The sequence below is a fragment of the Dyadobacter sp. CY356 genome (assembly GCF_021440195.1).
GTDB lineage: Bacteria > Bacteroidota > Bacteroidia > Cytophagales > Spirosomataceae > Dyadobacter.
Window position 1 is genome coordinate 1,407,233 of sequence record NZ_JAJTSZ010000001.1, and the last position, 18,795, is coordinate 1,426,027.

Sequence of the window (18,795 nt, forward strand, 5' to 3'; positions counted from 1 at the left end):
ATGAGCTGGCGATATTGGTTATGATTTTGCATACCCATTAATGTTTTTTATAAATGAAAATTCTTAAAAATGCTGCTATTGTGTTGTCGCTGGCTGGCTTTTTCGCAGGCGGAACTTTTGCACAAAAGAAAAAAGTGCAACCGCCCAATATTGTTTTGATTGTTTCGGACGACCACAGTGCGCCTTTTTTGGGAAGTTACGGGTATCCTGAGATCAAAACGCCGAACATTGACAAGCTGGCGAAAGAGGGGATTCTGTATCGGCGTGCATATACCACAGCCCCGCAATGCGTGCTTTCACGCGCAGCGATCATGACCGGCCGCAATACGCTGGATGTGCAGATGACGCGGTTTTCAGCTCCTTTGGATAGATCGGTTACCGCTTATCCTGAGCTGCTTCGGAAAAGTGGCTATCATACCGGGATACTGGGACGAAATTTTCATTTGGATGGAAACCGCCGGGTGCCTGAAACGGTCGATATCTTGGAAAAATATGGTTTGGAAACATTTAAAAACCGGGTCGATTATCTGAAGGTAACCGGTAACCGGGACAGCATTTTCCAGCAATACAGCGAGTTTCTGGACCAGGCACCTAAAGGAAAGCCGTTTTTTGTCCAGGTAGGTTACAGCGATCCGCACCGGATTTTCAATGCAAAGGATTTTGAACCCAATCCGCAGCACATTTCATTGCCCAAACATTGGCCTGATACCAAACAGGTGCGTGAAGATTTTGCGGCATATCTTGGTGAAATACAAAGACTGGATAGCGACGTAGGTCGTGTTCTGGACGATCTGGGAAAACGCGGATTGGCAGAAAATACGCTCGTCATTTTCATTGGCGACAATGGGGGCGCGCTGCTGCGCGGCAAAGGTACGCTCTACAATCTGGGTCTGAATGTGCCGCTGATCATCAGGCATCCGGGGTTGATTAAACCAGGACAGACCAGCGATGCATTGGTTTCGGGCATTGACATTGCGCCAACCTTGCTGAATGTAGCGGGAGTGGTTATTCCGAAGGAAATCACAGGAAAAAGTCTGGTCCCCTCGTTTCAGGGAGCTTATGCGGGCCACGATTACATCTATGCCGTTCGCGGGGCGCATGGACAGGCATTACCTTACAATTCAGCTGATTTTGATCTCGGCCGGACGGTTTTTAACAAGAAATATAAGCTGATTTACAATGCGATCTGGCAGATTCCTTATTATCCTGTCGATTTTGCAACGCAGCCTTTCTGGCTCGACCTGAAACAAAAACATGCGGAAGGTAAATTGGAAGAAAAGTACGATAAGCTGCTTTTCGCGGAACGCAGGCCGATGTTTGAAATTTATGATGAACAAAAAGACCCGGATGAAATCAATAACCTGGCCGGTAAACCGGAAATCCGGGAGACAGAACATCACCTAAAAGCACTTTTGCAGGAATGGATGATCCTCAACCGCGATTATTTGCCTTTGCCCATAGAACCTACACAAGTTGCACCCTAATTATTGCAGATCCCGGTGAAGATAAAAAAAATATATCACCTGATATTGCCGCTTGCGCTGGGCTTGTCAGTTAGCACGAGTTACGCACAGCAAAAAAGCAAACCAAACATTGTCGTGATCCTGGCCGACGACCAGCGTGCAGATGCACTGGGGGCAACAGGAAATACGATCATCAAAACCCCCAATTTGGACCGGCTTGGAAAATCAGGGATCCGATTTTCCAATTGTTACGTGATGGGCGGACACCATGGTGCGATCTGCGCACCGAGTAGGGCGATGCTGATGAGTGGGAAGAGCCTGTTTCATGTGTACGACGTGCTGACGGGCATCCATACCATGCCTATGCATTTTGCTGAAAACGGTTATGAAACGTTTGGGACAGGTAAGTGGCACAACGGTGCGGAGACTTTTGAAGCATCGTTCCAAAAAGGGAAATCCGTGATGCTGGGCGGTATGAGTGACCATTTTCAGGTTCCTGTACGGGACCTGGATTCAAATCGCAAATTGAGTAGTCCTGTTTTAAAGGGTTTTTCAACCGATATCTTTACAGAAGCGGCTTTGTCGTATCTGGATGGATATGCGAAGGGAAATCGAAGCAATCCGTTTTTTTGTTACATAGCCTATACCGCCCCGCACGATCCGCGCTCGCCCCGTGAAGATGATATTGGCATGTATCAGGCACGAAACATACCATTACCCGGGAATTTCAAAAAGTACCATCCGTTCAACTACGGCGAAATGCAGGTAAGGGATGAAAATCTGGCACCCTGGCCGCGGACACCGGAAATAGTGAAGGAGACCTTGGCCGATTATTATGCTTTGATATCCCATCTGGATGTGAAAGTAGGTGAGGTGATTCAATCCCTTCGGGACAAAGGGCTTTATGAAAATACGATTATCGTCTATGCAGCGGATAATGGGCTGGCAGTAGGTAGTCATGGCCTGCTGGGCAAGCAAAGTCTGTATGAGCACAGTATGAAAGTACCTTTCATTATTGCCGGGCCAGGTATTCCGAAAGATCAGGTTTCGGACGCGCTGGTTTATCTATACGACATTTTTCCGACGCTCAGCTCGCTTTCCCGCCTTCCAAAGCCAGATGCGATTGACGGGTTGAGCCTGGCTGATGTGATCAGCGGAAAATCGAAAAGTGTCAGGGAAAGTCTTTTTACAGCCTACCGACATTTTGTGCGTGCCGTGCGGGACCGGGAGTGGAAACTGATCCGTTACCCCGAGCGGGATTACACCCAGCTTTTTAACCTCAAAAAAGATCCGCTCGAATTGGATAATCTTGCCGGGAAACCGGTATGGGGGGATAAGGAACGCCAGATGAAAGACCTGCTGCTTCAATGGCAGAAGCAGACCGGCGATACATTATCCTATACAGCCAGAACAATCCTCCCTTTGGAATACGAACCTGAAAAATACAAACAACAAATGGACAAAAGCCAGCCGAAATATACCGAGGATAAATATTTTAAGAAATGAAGCATGGCATTCCGTACTAAAATCGTTCGGGAGAAAAAAGGCGGCGCATCCAAAGCTGAGATCGAGAAAGTACTGAAACGACAGACACTCTAATGAAATAATTGAATGAAAAGAAGAGGATTTATGAAAAGCGCCGGTTTAGTGCCGGCTGCTTTTTTAACTGCACTTGATTCTACGGAAGAAAAGCTGGTGGTTACCGACATTGCGGTGCATGAAGTCAAAGTCAATGCACGTGGCAACTGGCATTTTGTAGAATTAAAAACCAATAAGGGCATAACAGGTCTGGGAGAGGCCTCGCATGGGTTTTCGGCTGCCGCTAGAAATGGTGCGGCTGAATTGCTTGCCGAGATCAAAACATTTTTTGGTCTGATCAAAGGAGAATCTCCGTTTGCGATTGAACAATTTCGCCAGCGTGGACTGAAAACCTCTGCGGAAAAAGGCAAAACAGCTATCACAGCATTCAGTGCTATTGAACATGCGCTTTGGGATTTGACAGGGAAAGCATTGGGCGTTCCGGTTTACAATCTGTTGGGTGGAAAATTGAGGGATAAGCTCAAAGTATATGCAAACATTAATCGAGCCACTAATGAGCGCGATGCGAACGGAAGAAGGCTGATCTCTTCATTTCAGGCAAATGCCGAAAATGCGCTGACAAGTGGTTTCAGAGCCGTCAAATTAGCGCCTTTTGATGATATGAAGCCGCTGAAAACTGCTGATCAAAAGCAGATTGAATCCGATATCGACTATGCGGTTTCATGTGTAGAGGCTGTACGAAAAACGATTGGAAAAGACATTGACCTGTTGATTGATGTGCACAGCCATTTGAATAAGGAACTGGCCATTTCGACCGCCAGGAGACTGGAACCGGCCAATCTGTATTGGTACGAAGAAGCAATTGACCCCGAAAAATATGTGGAAGATACCAAAGCAATTACAGATGCGATCTTGCAGGGGTCAGCTGGTGGAGAATCTATTTTTGGAAGACAAGGATTTAACCGGATAATTACGACGCGGGCTTTGGATATCATCATGCCAGATGTGAAACATTGCGGTGGCATCCAGGAATTGCGGTTTATAGCCGCACAGGCAGAGACAGCCGGTAATATTGTAGTAGCTCCGCACAATCCGAGTGGGCCAGTTTCCACGGCTGCCAGCGTACAGGTTTGCGCCTCGATTCCTAACTTTTCGATCCTTGAATATGCTTATGGCGAGGTACCCTGGCGTGCAGATCTTTTGTCGCCCGCAGAGCGGTTTGAGGACGGGTATATCGGCGTACCGGATACGCCGGGTCTTGGGCATAAGTTGAATGAGGCACTTTTGAAAAAGCATGCAGTTTAGTAGCCATATTACATGCTTCCGTACTTGAAAGATCTTGCTTGTAACCACAGGAAAAGACTTCCCTCATTGCTTTTCCTGCTGATTTGGGCTCGAAGTGTACAATCACAAAAGGGGCCGAATGTTGTCATTATCCACAAGTGAATCATTTTAATATATATATTATGTTATCAGGGAATTCCAATGAATGTTTGCGAAGCCTTTGCAGTGAGAAGGTACGTTTTGGTGTAGATCTCATATTGGCTGGAAAGCGTGACAATGAGCAATTGCCACAACCGCAAATCGGCTGGCTTTAAGCGAATCAAAATCCAGGAAATCTTGCGGTGTGCAGGAAAAGTACCCAAATCCGGTCATAATCTATGCAGTTAGCTTTAACCTGGTGTAATCAGAAATAACTTAAATCGACATGTCTTTTAAAAAAATAAGTGTTTTGATTGTTGCAATACTTCTCACAGGAAAAGTTTTTGCGCAATCACCAAATATTATTTTCATCGTTGCTGATGATCTGGGCTATGCAGATATTGGCGTAAACGGACAGAAGTTAATCCGTACGCCAAACATTGACGCGCTTGCAAAAGAGGGCGTTACTTTTACAGATTTCCACGCAGGGGCACCTGTCTGTTCTCCATCCCGCAGTGTGCTCATCACGGGCTTACATACCGGACACACCACCATCAGGGGTAACGCAACAAAGCAAGGCGGAATTGCAGGTAGTAAGGGAAAGCAAACCGTATACCGCGCGAATCTTGCCAAAGATGATTTCACGTTAGGCAATCTGATGCAACAGTCGGGCTACACAACAGCGTTGATGGGGAAATGGCATCTGGATGGCTATGATACGCTGGCAACTCCAATTCATCGCGGTTTTGATGAGTTTTCTGGCTGGCTGATCAGTTACAGTGAAACCTATGCCAATGGTTACTGGCCTACAAAAAGGTACACAAACGGCAAGTTGATCGATGTCTTACCTAATCAGGGTGGAAAGAAGGGCTACTACGCCGACGATATCTGTACAGACGAAAGTCTTGATTTTTTGTCCAGGCAGAAAAATGTTAAGAAACCATTTCTTTTAATGATCAATTATAACAGTCCGCATTCTCCGCTGGACGTAGTTGACAGCACAGTTTATAAAGACAAAGACTGGCCGCTGGATATGAAAATTTACAGTGCGATGGTCCATCATCTGGATGAGAATGTCGGTAAAATCAAGCAGTATCTGATCGATAGTGGCCTGTCTAAAAACACAATTGTTTTCTTTTGTTCAGACAATGGACCAAGATCGGAGGAAACAAAACAGCAAACCGCAGTGGCAGAGTTCTTTAATTCCAACGGTGATTTAAGAGGTTATAAAAGGGATACCTATGAAGGTGGTGTTCGTGTGCCGCTGATTGTCTGGGCACCCGGTAAATTAAAGGCAGGTAGTATTAGCAAAGAGCCTGCCTATTTCGCAGATGTGATGCCAACTTTCGCAGATATAGCCCAGTCAAAAGTAAAATATAAATCCGATGGCATCAGCATATATCCGTTTATGAAGGGTCAAAAATCAGGCGAACCACGTTTTTTATATTGGGAATTCTTTGAAAGAGGATTTGAGCAGGCTGTTAGATACGGAAAATGGAAAGCTGTTAAAGCCCATGGTAAGACGGAATTATATGATCTTGACAGAGATCTGGGGGAAACAACTGATGTTGCAAACCTAAATCCGGACATCATCCGCAAAATTGATGCTTATCTCTCCGGCAACAGAACGGATTCTCCATTTTGGCCAATTGATTAATGAATGTAATATCAAAATTGAAAGCAGGAAGAACAATGCTGTTCGTTGTTCTGCTAGTTTGTTTTAAAAGTCATGGACAGCAGAAAATACATTCTGACGATAAACTGATTTTTGAAGAAAATTTTGCTGAAAATCTGAATACAAACAAGTGGCTATCTGAGATTGAGCCTTTAGGGAAATCATCGGTTCAAACGAAAGGTGGCAAACTGATTATGGATACTGCCGGAGGGGTGACGGTTTGGTTTAATCAGAAACTGGAAGGAAATATACGGATCGAATATGACTGGAAAGTACTGGTTGATACAGGCCGAAATGACCGGCTATCAGATTTGAATCAATTCTGGATGGTGGCAGATCCAAGGAACAGTAACCTGTTTACCAGATCAGGAAAGTTTGAAACCTATGATTCCCTGGCTTTGTATTATGTTGGATTTGGAGGTAACGGTAATACAACTACCAGATTTAGAAAATATTATGGTGACGGCAGGAAACCGTTGTTAAAGGAATATCTTGATTCTGCACATTTGCTTAAACCCAATCATACTTATCATATCTCAATCACGGTCAGAGATGGAGAGACGACCTTTTTAGTTGATGGTAAAATATTTTTTCAATGGAAAGACCCTGATCCGCTCAAAAACGGTTATTTTGGTTTTCGCTCCACCAGCGCCAGACAAGCGATTGATCATTTTCGTGTTTACCGATTAACAGCCATTTAAGGAAATGTGGCTATTGGTGAATACTGAATCGGTTTAAATTTCAAGGGTGTTCGGGTTTAAAACACCCTCGAAATTTAACGCTATATTGACTGGGCAGCTGCTTGTCCTGCTGCTGTTGCTTCCGGGACCTCAATCAAGCCGCCTGATTTAACGTCATAAACAAATCCGTAGATCGGAATGAGCGGATTAACAAGAGGATGTTTTCTGATTCTTTTGACGTCCTCAATTACGCTGTGCTCCAAATTTTTAAATGTTAAAAACGCTGTAAACCGCCCTTCGTCTGCCCCCCCGGTTTCGCTGATATTTCTCCATCCATTTTGATCAGCTGTTGCTGTTTGAAGGCTTGTAGCTAATAAATCTCTGATGATTTCATCCGTAAAGAGCTGCATACCACAGTCGGTATGGTGAATAACAAACCACTCTTTTGTTCCAAGTAGTTTGTGTGAAATTATTAGGGAACGGATTGCGTCATCGCTGGCCCGGCCGCCGGCGTTCTTATTACATGTGCATCTCCCTCAGCCAGTCCCGCGTATTTAGCAGGATCAAGGCGCGCATCCATGCAAGTCAGAATGGCAAACTGACGAGCTGGTGGCAAGGCGAGTTTAGACTTGTCGCCAAAGCTGCTGCTGTAATTTTTGTTGGCGTCCAGCACCTCTTTCAAAATAATACTTCTTTGATAAACAGAATCGCTTTTTTGTTCAGACATGACATTGAAAATTTAGGTTTAAAATAATTATGAGGCTTAAAAAATCAATGTGTTGGGTAAATCTTATCTGGTTTAAATCATTTGCCGGGAGATATCAAGTTCAAGAAAACACGGTCAGCACCTGGAGTTCAATAAGCAAGTAACGAAACCAGCTTATCATCCTATTATAAAGGCGATTCTATCTTCCATAAATTGAATTCAAATATTGCTTTTCCAAAGTAGAAAAGTAAACTAGTGAAGCTATTGTCAGCAATGTCAAAAATACCAACGTGGTAGGATGCGGGAAATAATGAAAAGTCGTGACTGCCAGGAAAAGACCTCTTATTAATTCTAAAAAAAAAACCCATCTTCGTTGTTCCAGTATCGCTCCGCAGTTGAGAAGCGTCAGAAGGATCATCGATGCGGACATAATTTGAAGAAACTGGTCAGTATGGTGCTCCAAAAGCAGGATGAGGAACAGCGCAATGATCATGACCGTAAACTGGCAGAGGACATAAATTCTAAATTTTTGTGAACGTACTCTCACCTTATGTCGCGATAAAAATTTCTGTTCTACTATTGCTCTGACCTGCGGATCGAAGTCGGATGGGCTGCCGAAGACCAGCTTTATCTTATTCCAAGTTCCTGTCTTCTGTTTTGCCAAATACCAGAGCTCGACCAGATAATGAAAGTGCTGCCACAGGAAACTGTAACTATTGAGTTGCTTGGTCAGGCCGTACCGAACCTCTTCTTTTTCTTCGGCGAAAGTCCCGAAAAGCTTGTCCCAAATGATGAACATGTCTCCGAAATTCTTATCCAGATAGGCCTCGTTGCTTGCATGATGTACCCGGTGATGCGAGGGCGTGACCAGAATGTATTCCAAAATGCCGAGCTTTCCTATCAGCTGGGTATGAGTAAAAAAAGGATACAAGCCATGGACAATCAGCATAGTGGTGATCATTGAAGCCGGAAATCCTATAACAGGCAGAACCGACCAGAAGAGTGTTCTTATTAGTGCCTGAAAGAACGTTATCCGTGTTCCGGCGGTATAATTAAATTCCTCACTTGTGTGATGCACCACATGAAAACCCCAGAACAGATTAACCTTGTGGCCCATACGATGATACCAGTACCAGATCAAATCCGTGGAAAGGATCAGGGCAATCCACATCAATAGTGTTGGCTTGATATCAAAAATGGCAAAGCGATTATGCAGGTAATCATAAAAGAAAAAGAAACCAGCTGCCGTAAACATATCAATAAGCCTTTCAGCTATACCGACGTTCATATTGGCAATAGAGGAGTTAAAGTTATAAACGGACCTGTTGAGTCGTTTCGAAAACCAATATTCCAAACCAACAAAAAATAAAAAAAACGGAACGGCAATAGCCATGTAATTTAAATTCATCTGAATCTTATGGTATAATACCTGGTAGAAGGGTTCCAAAAATATCGGGATCGAATTGCATGCCACATTTTGCAAACATTTTGAAAATGTTTTTGACGCAAACCAGTAATAGTCACCCTATTAAATTTTGTTCGCTTTCAAAAGTACAAACATTTAGGTCTATAATATAAAGTCTATGGAATTTATAGATAAATAATTTTCAACTTTCGTCTCGTGTTAGCCCTCATAACAAATTCCGGTTTTTTATATAATCATTAGCTTATGGCACTACCAGCCTTTGACAGCTCCGCCATGAAATATTCTGGCGGCTGCTTCTTCCACTTCTTTTGACTGATAGGCTTTTACATAATTTTTAACCTTTTCTTCATTTTTATTATCCTCCCGCGCCACGATCAGGTTGACGTAAGGAGATTTCTTATCCTCTATCAGCAATCCATCTTTCGTAGCCACCAAACCCACCTTGGCAGCGAAATTATTATTGATAATCGCCAGTGCGACATTTTTATCGTCAAGCGTCCGGGGCAACTGCGGCGCTTCCAGTTCCAGGATTTTGAGTTTCTTCGGATTTACTACAATGTCAGTCACCTTAGGCAAAAGTCCGGTGCCTTCTTTAAGTTTGATCAGTCCGTATTTTTGAAGCAGTAAAAGTGAACGCCCGCCATTGGTCGGATCGTTTGGAATGACAACTGTATCTTCGGGTTTTAATTCGGTCAGACTTTTTATTTTTTTCGAATAACCGGCGATAGGATACACAAAAGTATTACCCACAATCGCCAGTTTATATCCGCGCTGTTTAATCTGCTCGTCCAGATATGGTTTGTGCTGAAATGCATTGATGTCCACGTCTCCATGATCCAGAGCCTCATTTGGCACAACGTAATCATTGAACGAGATAAGCTCTACTTCCAGTCCATATCTCTCTTTTGCTACTTTCTGCGCTACCTGTGCAACCTCGTATTCCGGACCTACGGCAATGCCGACTTTGATATGATTTGGATCATTGTCCTTGTTTGCTTTTCTGTTGCAACCAGTAAGTGCAATAATCGCCAATAATAGAATGAGCAGGTTGAAAATGTGTTTATTGATTTTCATATCAAAAGAGTTAATAGTTAAACGTGTAGTTTCTAAATGTTACGGCCGGTTTTTGCCGATTTTTTCTCTTAGATTTAATTTATGGTTACTGACAATGCAAACGACCTGTGAAAATGTCCTGGCAATACCTGACCAAAACATTATCTGTGGTTCACTCGTTTCGCCAGCGCATCACCTGAAAACTGGATAATGAAAACCAGCGCGATCAGCAAAATCAATACAATGTTCATAATCAACGCGTCATAACCAATGTAGCCATATTGGTAACCTATCTGCCCAAGTCCGCCAGCGCCGACTGCACCTCCCATGGCTGAATAGCCAACCAGAGTGATCAGTGTAATGGTGGCGCAATTGATCAGCGAGGGTAAAGCCTCCGGCAAAAGCACTTTAAATACGATCTGTAAGGGCGTGGCACCCATAGCTCTGGCCGCTTCAATCAATCCGCCGGGAACTTCGATAAGACTGTTTTCGACCAGACGAGCAATAAATGGAGCAGCGCCGATACTGAGTGGAACAAGTGCTGCACTGATACCGATGGATGTGCCCACGATTGCTCTTGTAAAGGGTATCATCCAGACGATCAGAATAATAAATGGAATCGACCGGAAGATATTTACGACAACGGACAGGGCGTTATTGAGCGTCCTGTTATCCAGTACCTGCTCTTTACGTGTTAAAAAAAGAATAATGCCGATCGGTAATCCCATTAAGAAACCAAAAAAACCGGATACGATGGTCATGAATATGGTCTCACCGGTACCTTCGACAAGCAGTGATACAATGGGATCAGACATAACCTAAAATTTCTACGTTGATTTGATTATTATTAAAAAAATCAATGGATTTCTGGTAATTTTCCCGGTTTCCTGAAAGCTCGGTGAGTATGACCCCAAAATTTTTCTCACCTGCATGATCCATTTGTGCGCTTACAATTTTCGTATCAACGTCAAACAGTCTTGCCGCCTGCGAAAGCACTGGCTCGTTGGCGGTCTGGCCGGTAAGATGCAGTTTCAGAAGCGGTGACAAATTTCCCGGATCGGAAGATTTTAAACGTTGCACGTAAAAATCAGGAATTTCAACCTGAAGCGAAGTGCTGATAAATTCTTTAGCCAGTTCGGTTTTCGGATTTACGAAAATATCGCTGACTGTACCTTGTTCAATCAATTTCCCTTCGCTGATTACTGCAACAAAATCACAGATCGACTTCACAACCGCCATCTCATGCGTAATAAGCAAAATGGTGATATTGAGCCGTTTATTGATGTCTTTTAAAAGTTTTAGTATAGAACGGGTAGTACCGGGGTCCAGTGCGCTGGTGGCTTCGTCGCACAACAACACTTTCGGATTATTAGCAAGCGTACGGGCTATGGCCACACGTTGTTTCTGACCTCCCGATAGATTCGCCGGATAATCATTTGCTTTTTCTTCCAAACCAACCAGCCTCAGTAATTCAGAAACCCTTGCCTTAATTTCAGCTTTTGGCACGCGGTCCAGTTCCAGAGCAAAAGCCACATTTTCTGAAACTGTTCGCGATGAAAGCAGATTGAAATGTTGGAAGATCATCCCAATCTGTCGTCTTTCCCTGGCAAGTTGCGCATCGGATAGTATGGTCAGGTTTTTGCCATCGACAATCACATCACCTGACGTAGGCTTTTCAAGTAAATTGACACACCTGATCAGTGTGCTTTTACCCGCCCCGGAAGTCCCGATCACCCCGTAAATCTTACCCGGCTCTACTTTCAGAGATACATCTGATAATGCAATTATCTCTCTGTTTTTTTGACGGAAAATTTTTGTAACGTTTCTTAATTCGATCATTTAAAAGTAAGCCTTATCAGCTTTCTGGTGTAACTGAATGCAATTTATAAAAGTTTTCCGTGTAAAGTATATATTATTTATTTACTATATAGATTTAATAGGATAATAGAATATGGTTTTTATATTTTATTAAAGGTATCAAACCAATAATGACCATTATCCTGGTTTATGTATAAAACCGCTTACAGTGTTGTGATGCGTTACGCAAGCTTTAAAATGGTCCTTTGTTATTTATCCTGTCCGCATTTGCAGATTTTCCCGGCATTTCTCCCCGTGTATTTTTGGTTGGCATTTCTGTTCCGTTTTCCCGGTGATACCAGTCAGGAGTAAGATTTTCTGGTGTGGTGTCCCCAGTTTGGCTCTGCCATTTGTGTAGTGTCTTTTTCATTTCCGCAATTTGCTTTTTATACGTTACATCCTGAATCAGATTGTGTTCCTGCAAAGGGTCTTTCAGATTATCAAAAAACTCTTCTGCGGGACGTGGAGAAAGAAATATTTCATTCTGATAAGCCGTGATGCTTCCATTTTCCCTGGCTTTTTTAAGTGATTTAGCCGAAGGACTTTGATTTGCATCAATGGGCCCTTCGTTGGTAAGTTTCGTGCGGGCATTGGTCAGGTAAAGAAATTCAGGTGTCCGTACGGATCGTTCCAGCCCTTCATAGTCGTGCCAGTTATGCTCTCCGAAAACATAATTTCTAAACGGTGCAGAAGGGTTTTTTAAAAGTCTGGCGAAACTTACACCCTGAATGCTTTCAGCTGGATTAATTCCGGCAAGCTCCAGAAGCGTTGGAGCAATGTCTATGCTGCTTACCAGGCCAGCTACGCTCTCACCTTTTTGGACGATCACTTTTGGCCATTTAAGTACAAACGGCGTTTTAAGTCCTCTGTCCAGCACTCTCGTTTTGGCTCCCGGGAAGGGTCTCGCATTATCGGCCATGAAGATGATAATCGTATTATCGGCAATTTCCTGTCTTTCCAGCTCCTTTTCCAGCTCACCGATGTAATGATCAATGCGGGAGATTTCATTGTAATAATAGGCCAGGTCCTGACGAGTTTCTTTGGTATCCGCAAGCGACGGAGGTACGATCACCTCTTCCGGACTGTAAGGTTTTTCAAATTGATCATTCGCAGACCATTCTCTGTGTGCATCGTAAGGAGCCAGCCAGAAGAAAAATGGTTTGTCCGACGGCCGTGATTTCAGCATGCTGATCCACTGATTTTCACCGCCTTCACCGTTGATTTTTTTATCAATCAGAAGTGTGTCGTATGCTCTGCGGGTATTTTCCCCTTCGTGCCATTTTCCTGCGAGTGCAGAATAGTATCCATTTTTTTTGAGCACCTCCGGGAAATAAGTTAAGTGCGGTGGCAAAGGGGTATGCAATTCAGCGGCGCCGGTATTGTGCGGAAAACGGCCCGTAAGAATACTCGTACGGCTCGGACTGCACGAGCTTGCCGTCAGAAAGAAATTATTAAACCTTAATCCGTTTTTCGCCAGTCTATCAATGTTGGGTGTCCGGATAGCTTTGTTTCCGTATATGCCAATATCCTCCACGCTAATGTCATCTCCGATAATGAATATAATGTTAGGTAATGATGCTGGTGGTTTTGAAAAAAGCATATTGGCTGCCAGACAGCAAATGCCCACAATCATTAGTATTATAAGCCACCTAATGTTTGTCTTCATTATATTTTTGTAAAATTAATATTGTTTATAAAAGTGATCCAAGTCTTGAAATGAAAGATCCGGCATTCTTCGAATCAAAATTCAGAGCTGTCAGGTTTGATGCTTTTTCCCAAAGCGTGATGAGATTTATATAAATTGTTATGCTGTAAATTAGGTTTCAATTATCAAAATTCATGGTGGCAGAATTTTCTGCAATATATAAAAGCCGTAGTTATATTTGCTTCTTGTATTATATTCTAAATTGAAAGTATAGCCTAGGAGTAAAAAAAACGACTCCCTCAGCCACGACACTACTGTTTCCCACATTAAACATTTCTTAGTTATACCAATCGTTTTTACAGCAGACAGTCTTTAGAAATCAAAGCTTAGGAAAGGTGCTGTCAAAAGTGGAAAAAGTAATATCGATTTTTTGAAATAATCGATATTACAAATCAGGGTTTGCAGGCCATCCAACCCCTGGCAGGCAAGCTAAGTTGTCTCCTGACCCCATAGGCGATACTTTAAAGTTTTTGACAGGCCAACTGCGTAACAGAATTTTTACAACATATTGATTGGAAAAAAAACACCCGAAAATATTCCGGGTGGTTTCGAATCGTCGCCATTTTACTTAACCGGATGTTCCAGTACTTTTACTCCGAAAGCGGGAGATCCACTTAGGAGTCCGTGGGTGAATACAGTATATACTTTACCAGCTTCCAGTGTTACAGAGGTTGAGCTGCCGGTAGTGTTGCCGCTGACTGCATTGGTAAAATTCAAATCGTATTTGCCCGGACTGACATTTTGAAATGGACCCAGGGTCCATGCGCTAAGCGTTTCTCCGGCTAGCGAAGAGTTAGCTGCTCTGCCATAAGCCACATTGCTGAACAAAGCTGTTTTCCCATTTAAAACATTTACAGCACCGGTTTCTGGTGAAAGATTCACGAACCGAAGTTTAGCTTTCTGCGCATCGGGCGCTGTCAGGTCGTCATAAAATAAAATCAGTGAATCTGCTTTGTTATTGCTTGTCCTTGCCGCTACAACCGTGTGATAAAAAGTAGCGATGGGTCCGTTAGGCCGCCCGGTTGCAGAAAAAGCAGCACTGTTTCCGAACTGGTACGAGGCCTTATAACTTGTATTGTTGCCTTCGGTAAAGTTGATCTGGACATTGCCAAAAACGGTTGGATAGTAAGCTGACGCCTCATTGATAGCGATCGCGCTGGGTGTTATCTTATCGGTAAAAGTCCAGAAGTTAAGTGCTGTGTTAATCGGTCTGGCATTAACAAAACTGATAAATGCACTCAAAGCCGGCCGATCTGCCGCATCTACATCCAGGTAGTCTGTGTCTTTGCAGGACGAAAAGCCTGTAAGCAGTACAGCTGCGATGATAGCTTTTCTGAAAAGTGAACCTGATGGAAGTAATCTGTTATGATTCATAAGTATCGATGTTATTGGATTTGTCATTAAAGTCTGGCCGTAATCCTGATGAATGGCTGAATGCCAGCACTGCCATTTTGAATACCGATAATGGATGGTTTGCTTAGCGCATTAAGTTTCTGATCTGAATAGTCACCCAACTGATTGAAGGCGTTGTTTACACCAAGAGTGCCCTGAAGGATTTTTGAAAACGAATAAGCCAAAGAGGCATCCACCACCCATATTGGTTTTAACTTTTGAAAGAAATAGTCCGGTTTAGGGAAGGTTGCATTCAAAGCAGAGGCATTGGTTACCGATCCGAAATAAATGGCCCTGGCCATATAAGTAAGTTTTCCGGTCTTGAATGTTCCCTGTAAATTGATCTTTTTGCCCGGAATGTTGGATGTAACCCTTGCTTTTTCTCCGTCATTAAAAATAATATAGCGATATGCTTCCAGACCTTTCGGAGTGTTCACATAGGTAACCTGAGTGCTGACGAAATTAGCGCCAAAAAGTAAGGTGAGTGCGCCACGTCGGAATGGTGTTTTGTAGCTTCCCGTCAATTCCAGTCCTTTGGTACGGGTGCTGAATGAGTTATAGAAAAATTTCGCTTGGGTAGTTCCGGTCTGCACAAATAAATTTCTGACTTCTAACGGTAAATTAACATCCGTTGCCGAGAAATTTCCGGTATTCCCTACCCGGTTGTTCACGTCCACCTGGTAGGCATCAGCTGTGAACTCGAAGTTTCTGAAAGGCTGGGTTGTAATACCCAGGGTATAACCCTTTGATTTTTCAGGCGTCAGCGTGGGGAAACCGAGTGCACGTGTTGCAGCACTTTGGTTCGAGGCTGTTACCTGATCTATCGCTCTTCCCTGCTGAAAGCTGGTTGAGGTTTCTGTATAATAATATTGTGCAAGATCCGGCGCCCGAAAACCAGTATTGTGCGACCCTCTGATGCCCAGCCAGTCGGTAATGCTGTATTTTGTAGCAATCTTATAAGTCGTTACGTTACCCAGTGCAGAGAAATTTTCCAGTCGCAAAGCACCTGAGACAAGCCAGTTCCGGGTAAAATTAACTTCCACATCGGCATATCCGGCCAGAATTGAGCGGTTTACATTAACGGCATTTTCGGGTCTGAAACCAGCATGAATTTGTGATCCGGGCGACAGCCCGTTAAGCCCGATACTACCTTCTTTTGTTGTATAAACAATGCCGTTTGCCGTTGTATCCAGTCCAAACACAGTACGCAGATCCGCTTTTGAATAAGATGCTTCTTCGCCCGCAACGATCTGGTAAGTTTCGACACGGTACTGCGCGCCGAAAGCTACGTTAATGCCCTTCAGGGCTTTGTCAAAATAGCGGCTGATATCGATACTTCCCGTATTTTGGCTTGCGTTGTAACTCCCTGCGTCAAATGTTGTTGGTGTTCTGAGGCCCAGGCTGGCGTTGAGGGAATTTGTGATCACATTTCCAAAGTTATTTTTTCCATATACGTTCGATATATCAACGGCCCAGTTGCGGATTTTGCCTTTGATGCCAACTGCAAATGATTTGTCGGTAATTATGTTTTCCATTGCCGGTAAAAAACCGTCGGGATATAAAAATGCATTATTTCGCTCTGTCCATCCGGGAAGCCGGTAAACCGCTGTAAATTGTGAATTCCGATGGCTGATGCCTCCAAAGGCATATACCTCTGCATTCTGTGCTAGCGGAATGGCGGCATTAAAAAACAAAAGGGCATCTTTCGCTTTGTTGGATCCGCCCCCGCGCCGGTCGAAATGATGACGGTCCAAACCACGGTCCGCTAAAATCTTTTCGTCGATTTCTTTGGTGTAAATCGCGTCATAAGCTCTTGTATTGGCTCCACCGCCATAAATTGGTCCCAGATAAAGTCCAGCCTCGTCGTTTCCGGGTAAAAGTGATATGGCCTGCGTGGCAAATTCGGCAGTCGTGTTCAGATAACCACCGTTTTTTCCCAGCGCAAATCCATAATTGGCATTTGTCCGTGTGGTTGTACCATCGCCGCGGCGCCTTGTACTGGCCGTAGAACTAAGTGTGAGCTGATCTACGTTTTTGTTTAAAACAATATTAATTACTCCGGCAATCGCGTCAGAACCGTATTGAGCCGCCGCGCCGTCACGCAGTATCTCAACCCGTTGGATAGAAGCTGTCGGGATGGAGTTCAAATCATAACCTGTTGCTCCGTTTCCTAATCCGCCCCAGTTTATATTGGCGCTTTTATGACGCCGTTTTCCATTCACCAAAACAAGCACCTGATCAACGCCAAGGCCACGAAGCTGAGATAAATTCAATGCAGAACCCGCATCACCGGCATTACTACCATTCACCGAGTGGAACGAGGGAGAAACATATTGAAGCAATTGCGTAATGCTAACCTGAGGAGCGGATTCCAGAAGTGATTTTATATCAATCACATCAACCGGGACAGGTGAGTCCAGTTTTGTACGGTTTGCATTCCGGGAGCCAACTACCTGCACTTCCCCTAGCGTGTGTGTACTGGGTGCGAGCGTGACATTGTATTCGTTGGATGCTCCAACCGGAATTTCCTGCGCTATAAACCCGATAAAGGAAAATACCAGCGTTTCGCCCTTTACAATACCGAGCGTGAATTGTCCATTTGCATCAGTAATAGTGCCTTGCCTGCTTCCTTTGATGGAAACATTTACGCCAGGCAAGGGGCTGTTGTCTTCGGTAGTGCGAACGGATCCGGAAAGAATTCGCTGCTGTGCAAATGAAGATAGAGATGCCAGCAGAAAAAATAGTAGGATAAATTTTTTCATAAAATTGAATAATTACGCAGGGTGAGCGGTAAGCCGGATATGGCAAAATAATGATGACACGGAGGTATGATGATGCTGTTTGATACGCATCGTACCTGTCCGGTAGTTATTATACGTAAAGTTGATTTTTGCAATTCGGCGATGTGCAGCCCCTGTTAAAACTGTTAGATGAAGATATACCGGAGAGCCTGCAGTCCCGGAAATAACCAAACCTTCTCAGTATAACATCAGGCATTTGCCTTTGGCCGGCACACCGCCGAATTGAGGAGTATTAAGAGAATGAATAAGTAAATTATTTACTGGCAGCTGATTTGGCAGAGGCAGCGGACACATCCGCAACCAGTGAAACATCCAGATTAAAGTTGTCTTCGATTGCTTTGTCGCCAATGGATGAAAAGAAACTTTTGGAATTGTAACGAATGCCATACTGAGTACGGTCAATAGCTAGTTTAGCATTAGCCGTCAGTTTTTTGTCATCGGCGTTGATATTGGCCGGGAAGGTTACGTCTTTGGTGATACCCTTGATCGTTAATTTCCCTTTAACAGTGAATTTATTTGTACCTGCCGGAGTTGCGGAAACGATTTCAAGTTTAGCAACCGGAAATTTCTCAACAGCAAAAAAATCGTCGTTCTTTAAATGACTAACAAGTTTTGCATTATATTCAGGATCTTTGATATCTGTTACAACAAGGTCTTTGAGGTTAATCTCGACATTTCCAACAGTTAATTTGCCACCACTTAAATTCAATTGTCCACTTTTCACAGGAGCCGTTCCAACGTGTTCTCCGGTTACTTTCTTGGCGTTCCAGACCAGTTTGCTTTGTTGTGCATTGACCAGATAAGAAACATTCTTCACTTTTTTATCCGTTGGACCGGAAAAGGCCAGGAAAGCAGACGCGGTCAAAGAAATCAGAGATAATACAATCGTTTTCATAAAGAGTAAGTTTTGTTAATAAAATAGTTAATCTATTGATTTAGTATACTAATTATAATATGTAATTTTTTAAACCAGATAAGGGTTACTTTAACGTATAAATCTTAAACTAATTTGGCCAGACTGTTGTCGAAAAGTCTTTACAGTCGTGCGGATGGTGACTTCAATTAGGTCCGGCAGG

At 43.6% G+C, this 18,795-nt stretch carries 15 protein-coding genes; 5 read left to right on the forward strand and 10 right to left on the reverse strand.

Features of this window, described 5'->3' with window-relative positions; all coding sequences use genetic code 11:
* The first annotated feature begins 53 nt into the window (after window positions 1-53).
* From LXL81_RS05875 to LXL81_RS05895, 5 genes are all read left to right on the forward strand, one after another.
* Window positions 54-1,484, forward strand: a complete 1,431-nt coding sequence (locus LXL81_RS05875; protein ID WP_234645780.1) for a sulfatase — start codon at window positions 54-56, stop codon at window positions 1,482-1,484.
* Window positions 1,485-1,499: 15 nt separating this feature from the next.
* Window positions 1,500-2,969 (forward strand): sulfatase-like hydrolase/transferase, encoded by a 1,470-nt coding sequence (locus LXL81_RS05880; protein ID WP_234645781.1) that lies wholly within the window; start codon window positions 1,500-1,502, stop codon window positions 2,967-2,969.
* 105 nt (window positions 2,970-3,074) lie between these two features.
* Window positions 3,075-4,307, forward strand: coding sequence for a mandelate racemase/muconate lactonizing enzyme family protein (locus LXL81_RS05885; RefSeq protein WP_234645782.1), 1,233 nt, complete (start codon window positions 3,075-3,077; stop codon window positions 4,305-4,307).
* A 403-nt stretch (window positions 4,308-4,710) separates the two neighbouring features.
* A complete protein-coding gene (locus LXL81_RS05890) occupies window positions 4,711-6,081 on the forward strand; it encodes an arylsulfatase (RefSeq protein WP_234645783.1) in 1,371 nt (456 codons plus the stop codon).
* 17 nt (window positions 6,082-6,098) lie between these two features.
* Complete coding sequence (locus LXL81_RS05895) at window positions 6,099-6,800, forward strand: DUF6250 domain-containing protein (RefSeq protein WP_234645784.1); 702 nt, start codon at window positions 6,099-6,101, stop codon at window positions 6,798-6,800.
* A gap of 80 nt (window positions 6,801-6,880) precedes the next feature.
* Here the strand turns inward: LXL81_RS05895 and LXL81_RS05900 are convergent, their stop codons facing one another.
* The 10 genes from LXL81_RS05900 to LXL81_RS05945 all read right to left on the reverse strand — a co-directional run bounded on the left by LXL81_RS05900 (window position 6,881) and on the right by LXL81_RS05945 (window position 18,614).
* Complete coding sequence (locus tag LXL81_RS05900) at window positions 6,881-7,189, reverse strand: hypothetical protein (RefSeq protein ID WP_234645785.1); 309 nt, start codon at window positions 7,187-7,189, stop codon at window positions 6,881-6,883.
* Window positions 7,190-7,251: 62 nt separating this feature from the next.
* On the reverse strand, window positions 7,252-7,506 hold the full coding sequence (locus LXL81_RS05905; RefSeq protein ID WP_234645786.1) for a hypothetical protein: 255 nt from the start codon (window positions 7,504-7,506) through the stop codon (window positions 7,252-7,254).
* A 178-nt stretch (window positions 7,507-7,684) separates the two neighbouring features.
* Window positions 7,685-8,893 (reverse strand): sterol desaturase family protein, encoded by a 1,209-nt coding sequence (locus tag LXL81_RS05910; RefSeq protein WP_234645787.1) that lies wholly within the window; start codon window positions 8,891-8,893, stop codon window positions 7,685-7,687.
* A gap of 267 nt (window positions 8,894-9,160) precedes the next feature.
* Window positions 9,161-9,985 (reverse strand): methionine ABC transporter substrate-binding lipoprotein MetQ, encoded by an 825-nt coding sequence (gene metQ / locus LXL81_RS05915; RefSeq protein WP_234645788.1) that lies wholly within the window; start codon window positions 9,983-9,985, stop codon window positions 9,161-9,163.
* Between the two features lie 140 nt (window positions 9,986-10,125).
* Entirely contained in the window at window positions 10,126-10,779 is a 654-nt protein-coding gene (gene metI / locus LXL81_RS05920; protein ID WP_234645789.1) for a methionine ABC transporter permease MetI, read from the reverse strand.
* Window positions 10,772-11,803, reverse strand: coding sequence for a methionine ABC transporter ATP-binding protein MetN (gene metN / locus LXL81_RS05925; RefSeq protein WP_234645790.1), 1,032 nt, complete (start codon window positions 11,801-11,803; stop codon window positions 10,772-10,774). Before metN ends, metI begins: the two co-directional genes overlap by 8 nt.
* Window positions 11,804-12,014: 211 nt before the next feature.
* On the reverse strand, window positions 12,015-13,487 hold the full coding sequence (locus LXL81_RS05930) for a sulfatase (protein ID WP_234645791.1): 1,473 nt from the start codon (window positions 13,485-13,487) through the stop codon (window positions 12,015-12,017).
* A gap of 603 nt (window positions 13,488-14,090) precedes the next feature.
* Complete coding sequence (locus tag LXL81_RS05935; RefSeq protein WP_234645792.1) at window positions 14,091-14,900, reverse strand: DUF4397 domain-containing protein; 810 nt, start codon at window positions 14,898-14,900, stop codon at window positions 14,091-14,093.
* A 26-nt stretch (window positions 14,901-14,926) separates the two neighbouring features.
* A complete protein-coding gene (locus LXL81_RS05940; protein ID WP_234645793.1) occupies window positions 14,927-17,680 on the reverse strand; it encodes a TonB-dependent receptor in 2,754 nt (917 codons plus the stop codon).
* A gap of 292 nt (window positions 17,681-17,972) precedes the next feature.
* The gene (locus tag LXL81_RS05945) at window positions 17,973-18,614 is read right to left on the reverse strand and encodes a YceI family protein (RefSeq protein ID WP_234645794.1); all 642 of its coding nucleotides are present in this window, start codon (window positions 18,612-18,614) and stop codon (window positions 17,973-17,975) included.
* Between the last annotated feature and the right edge of the window lie 181 nt (window positions 18,615-18,795).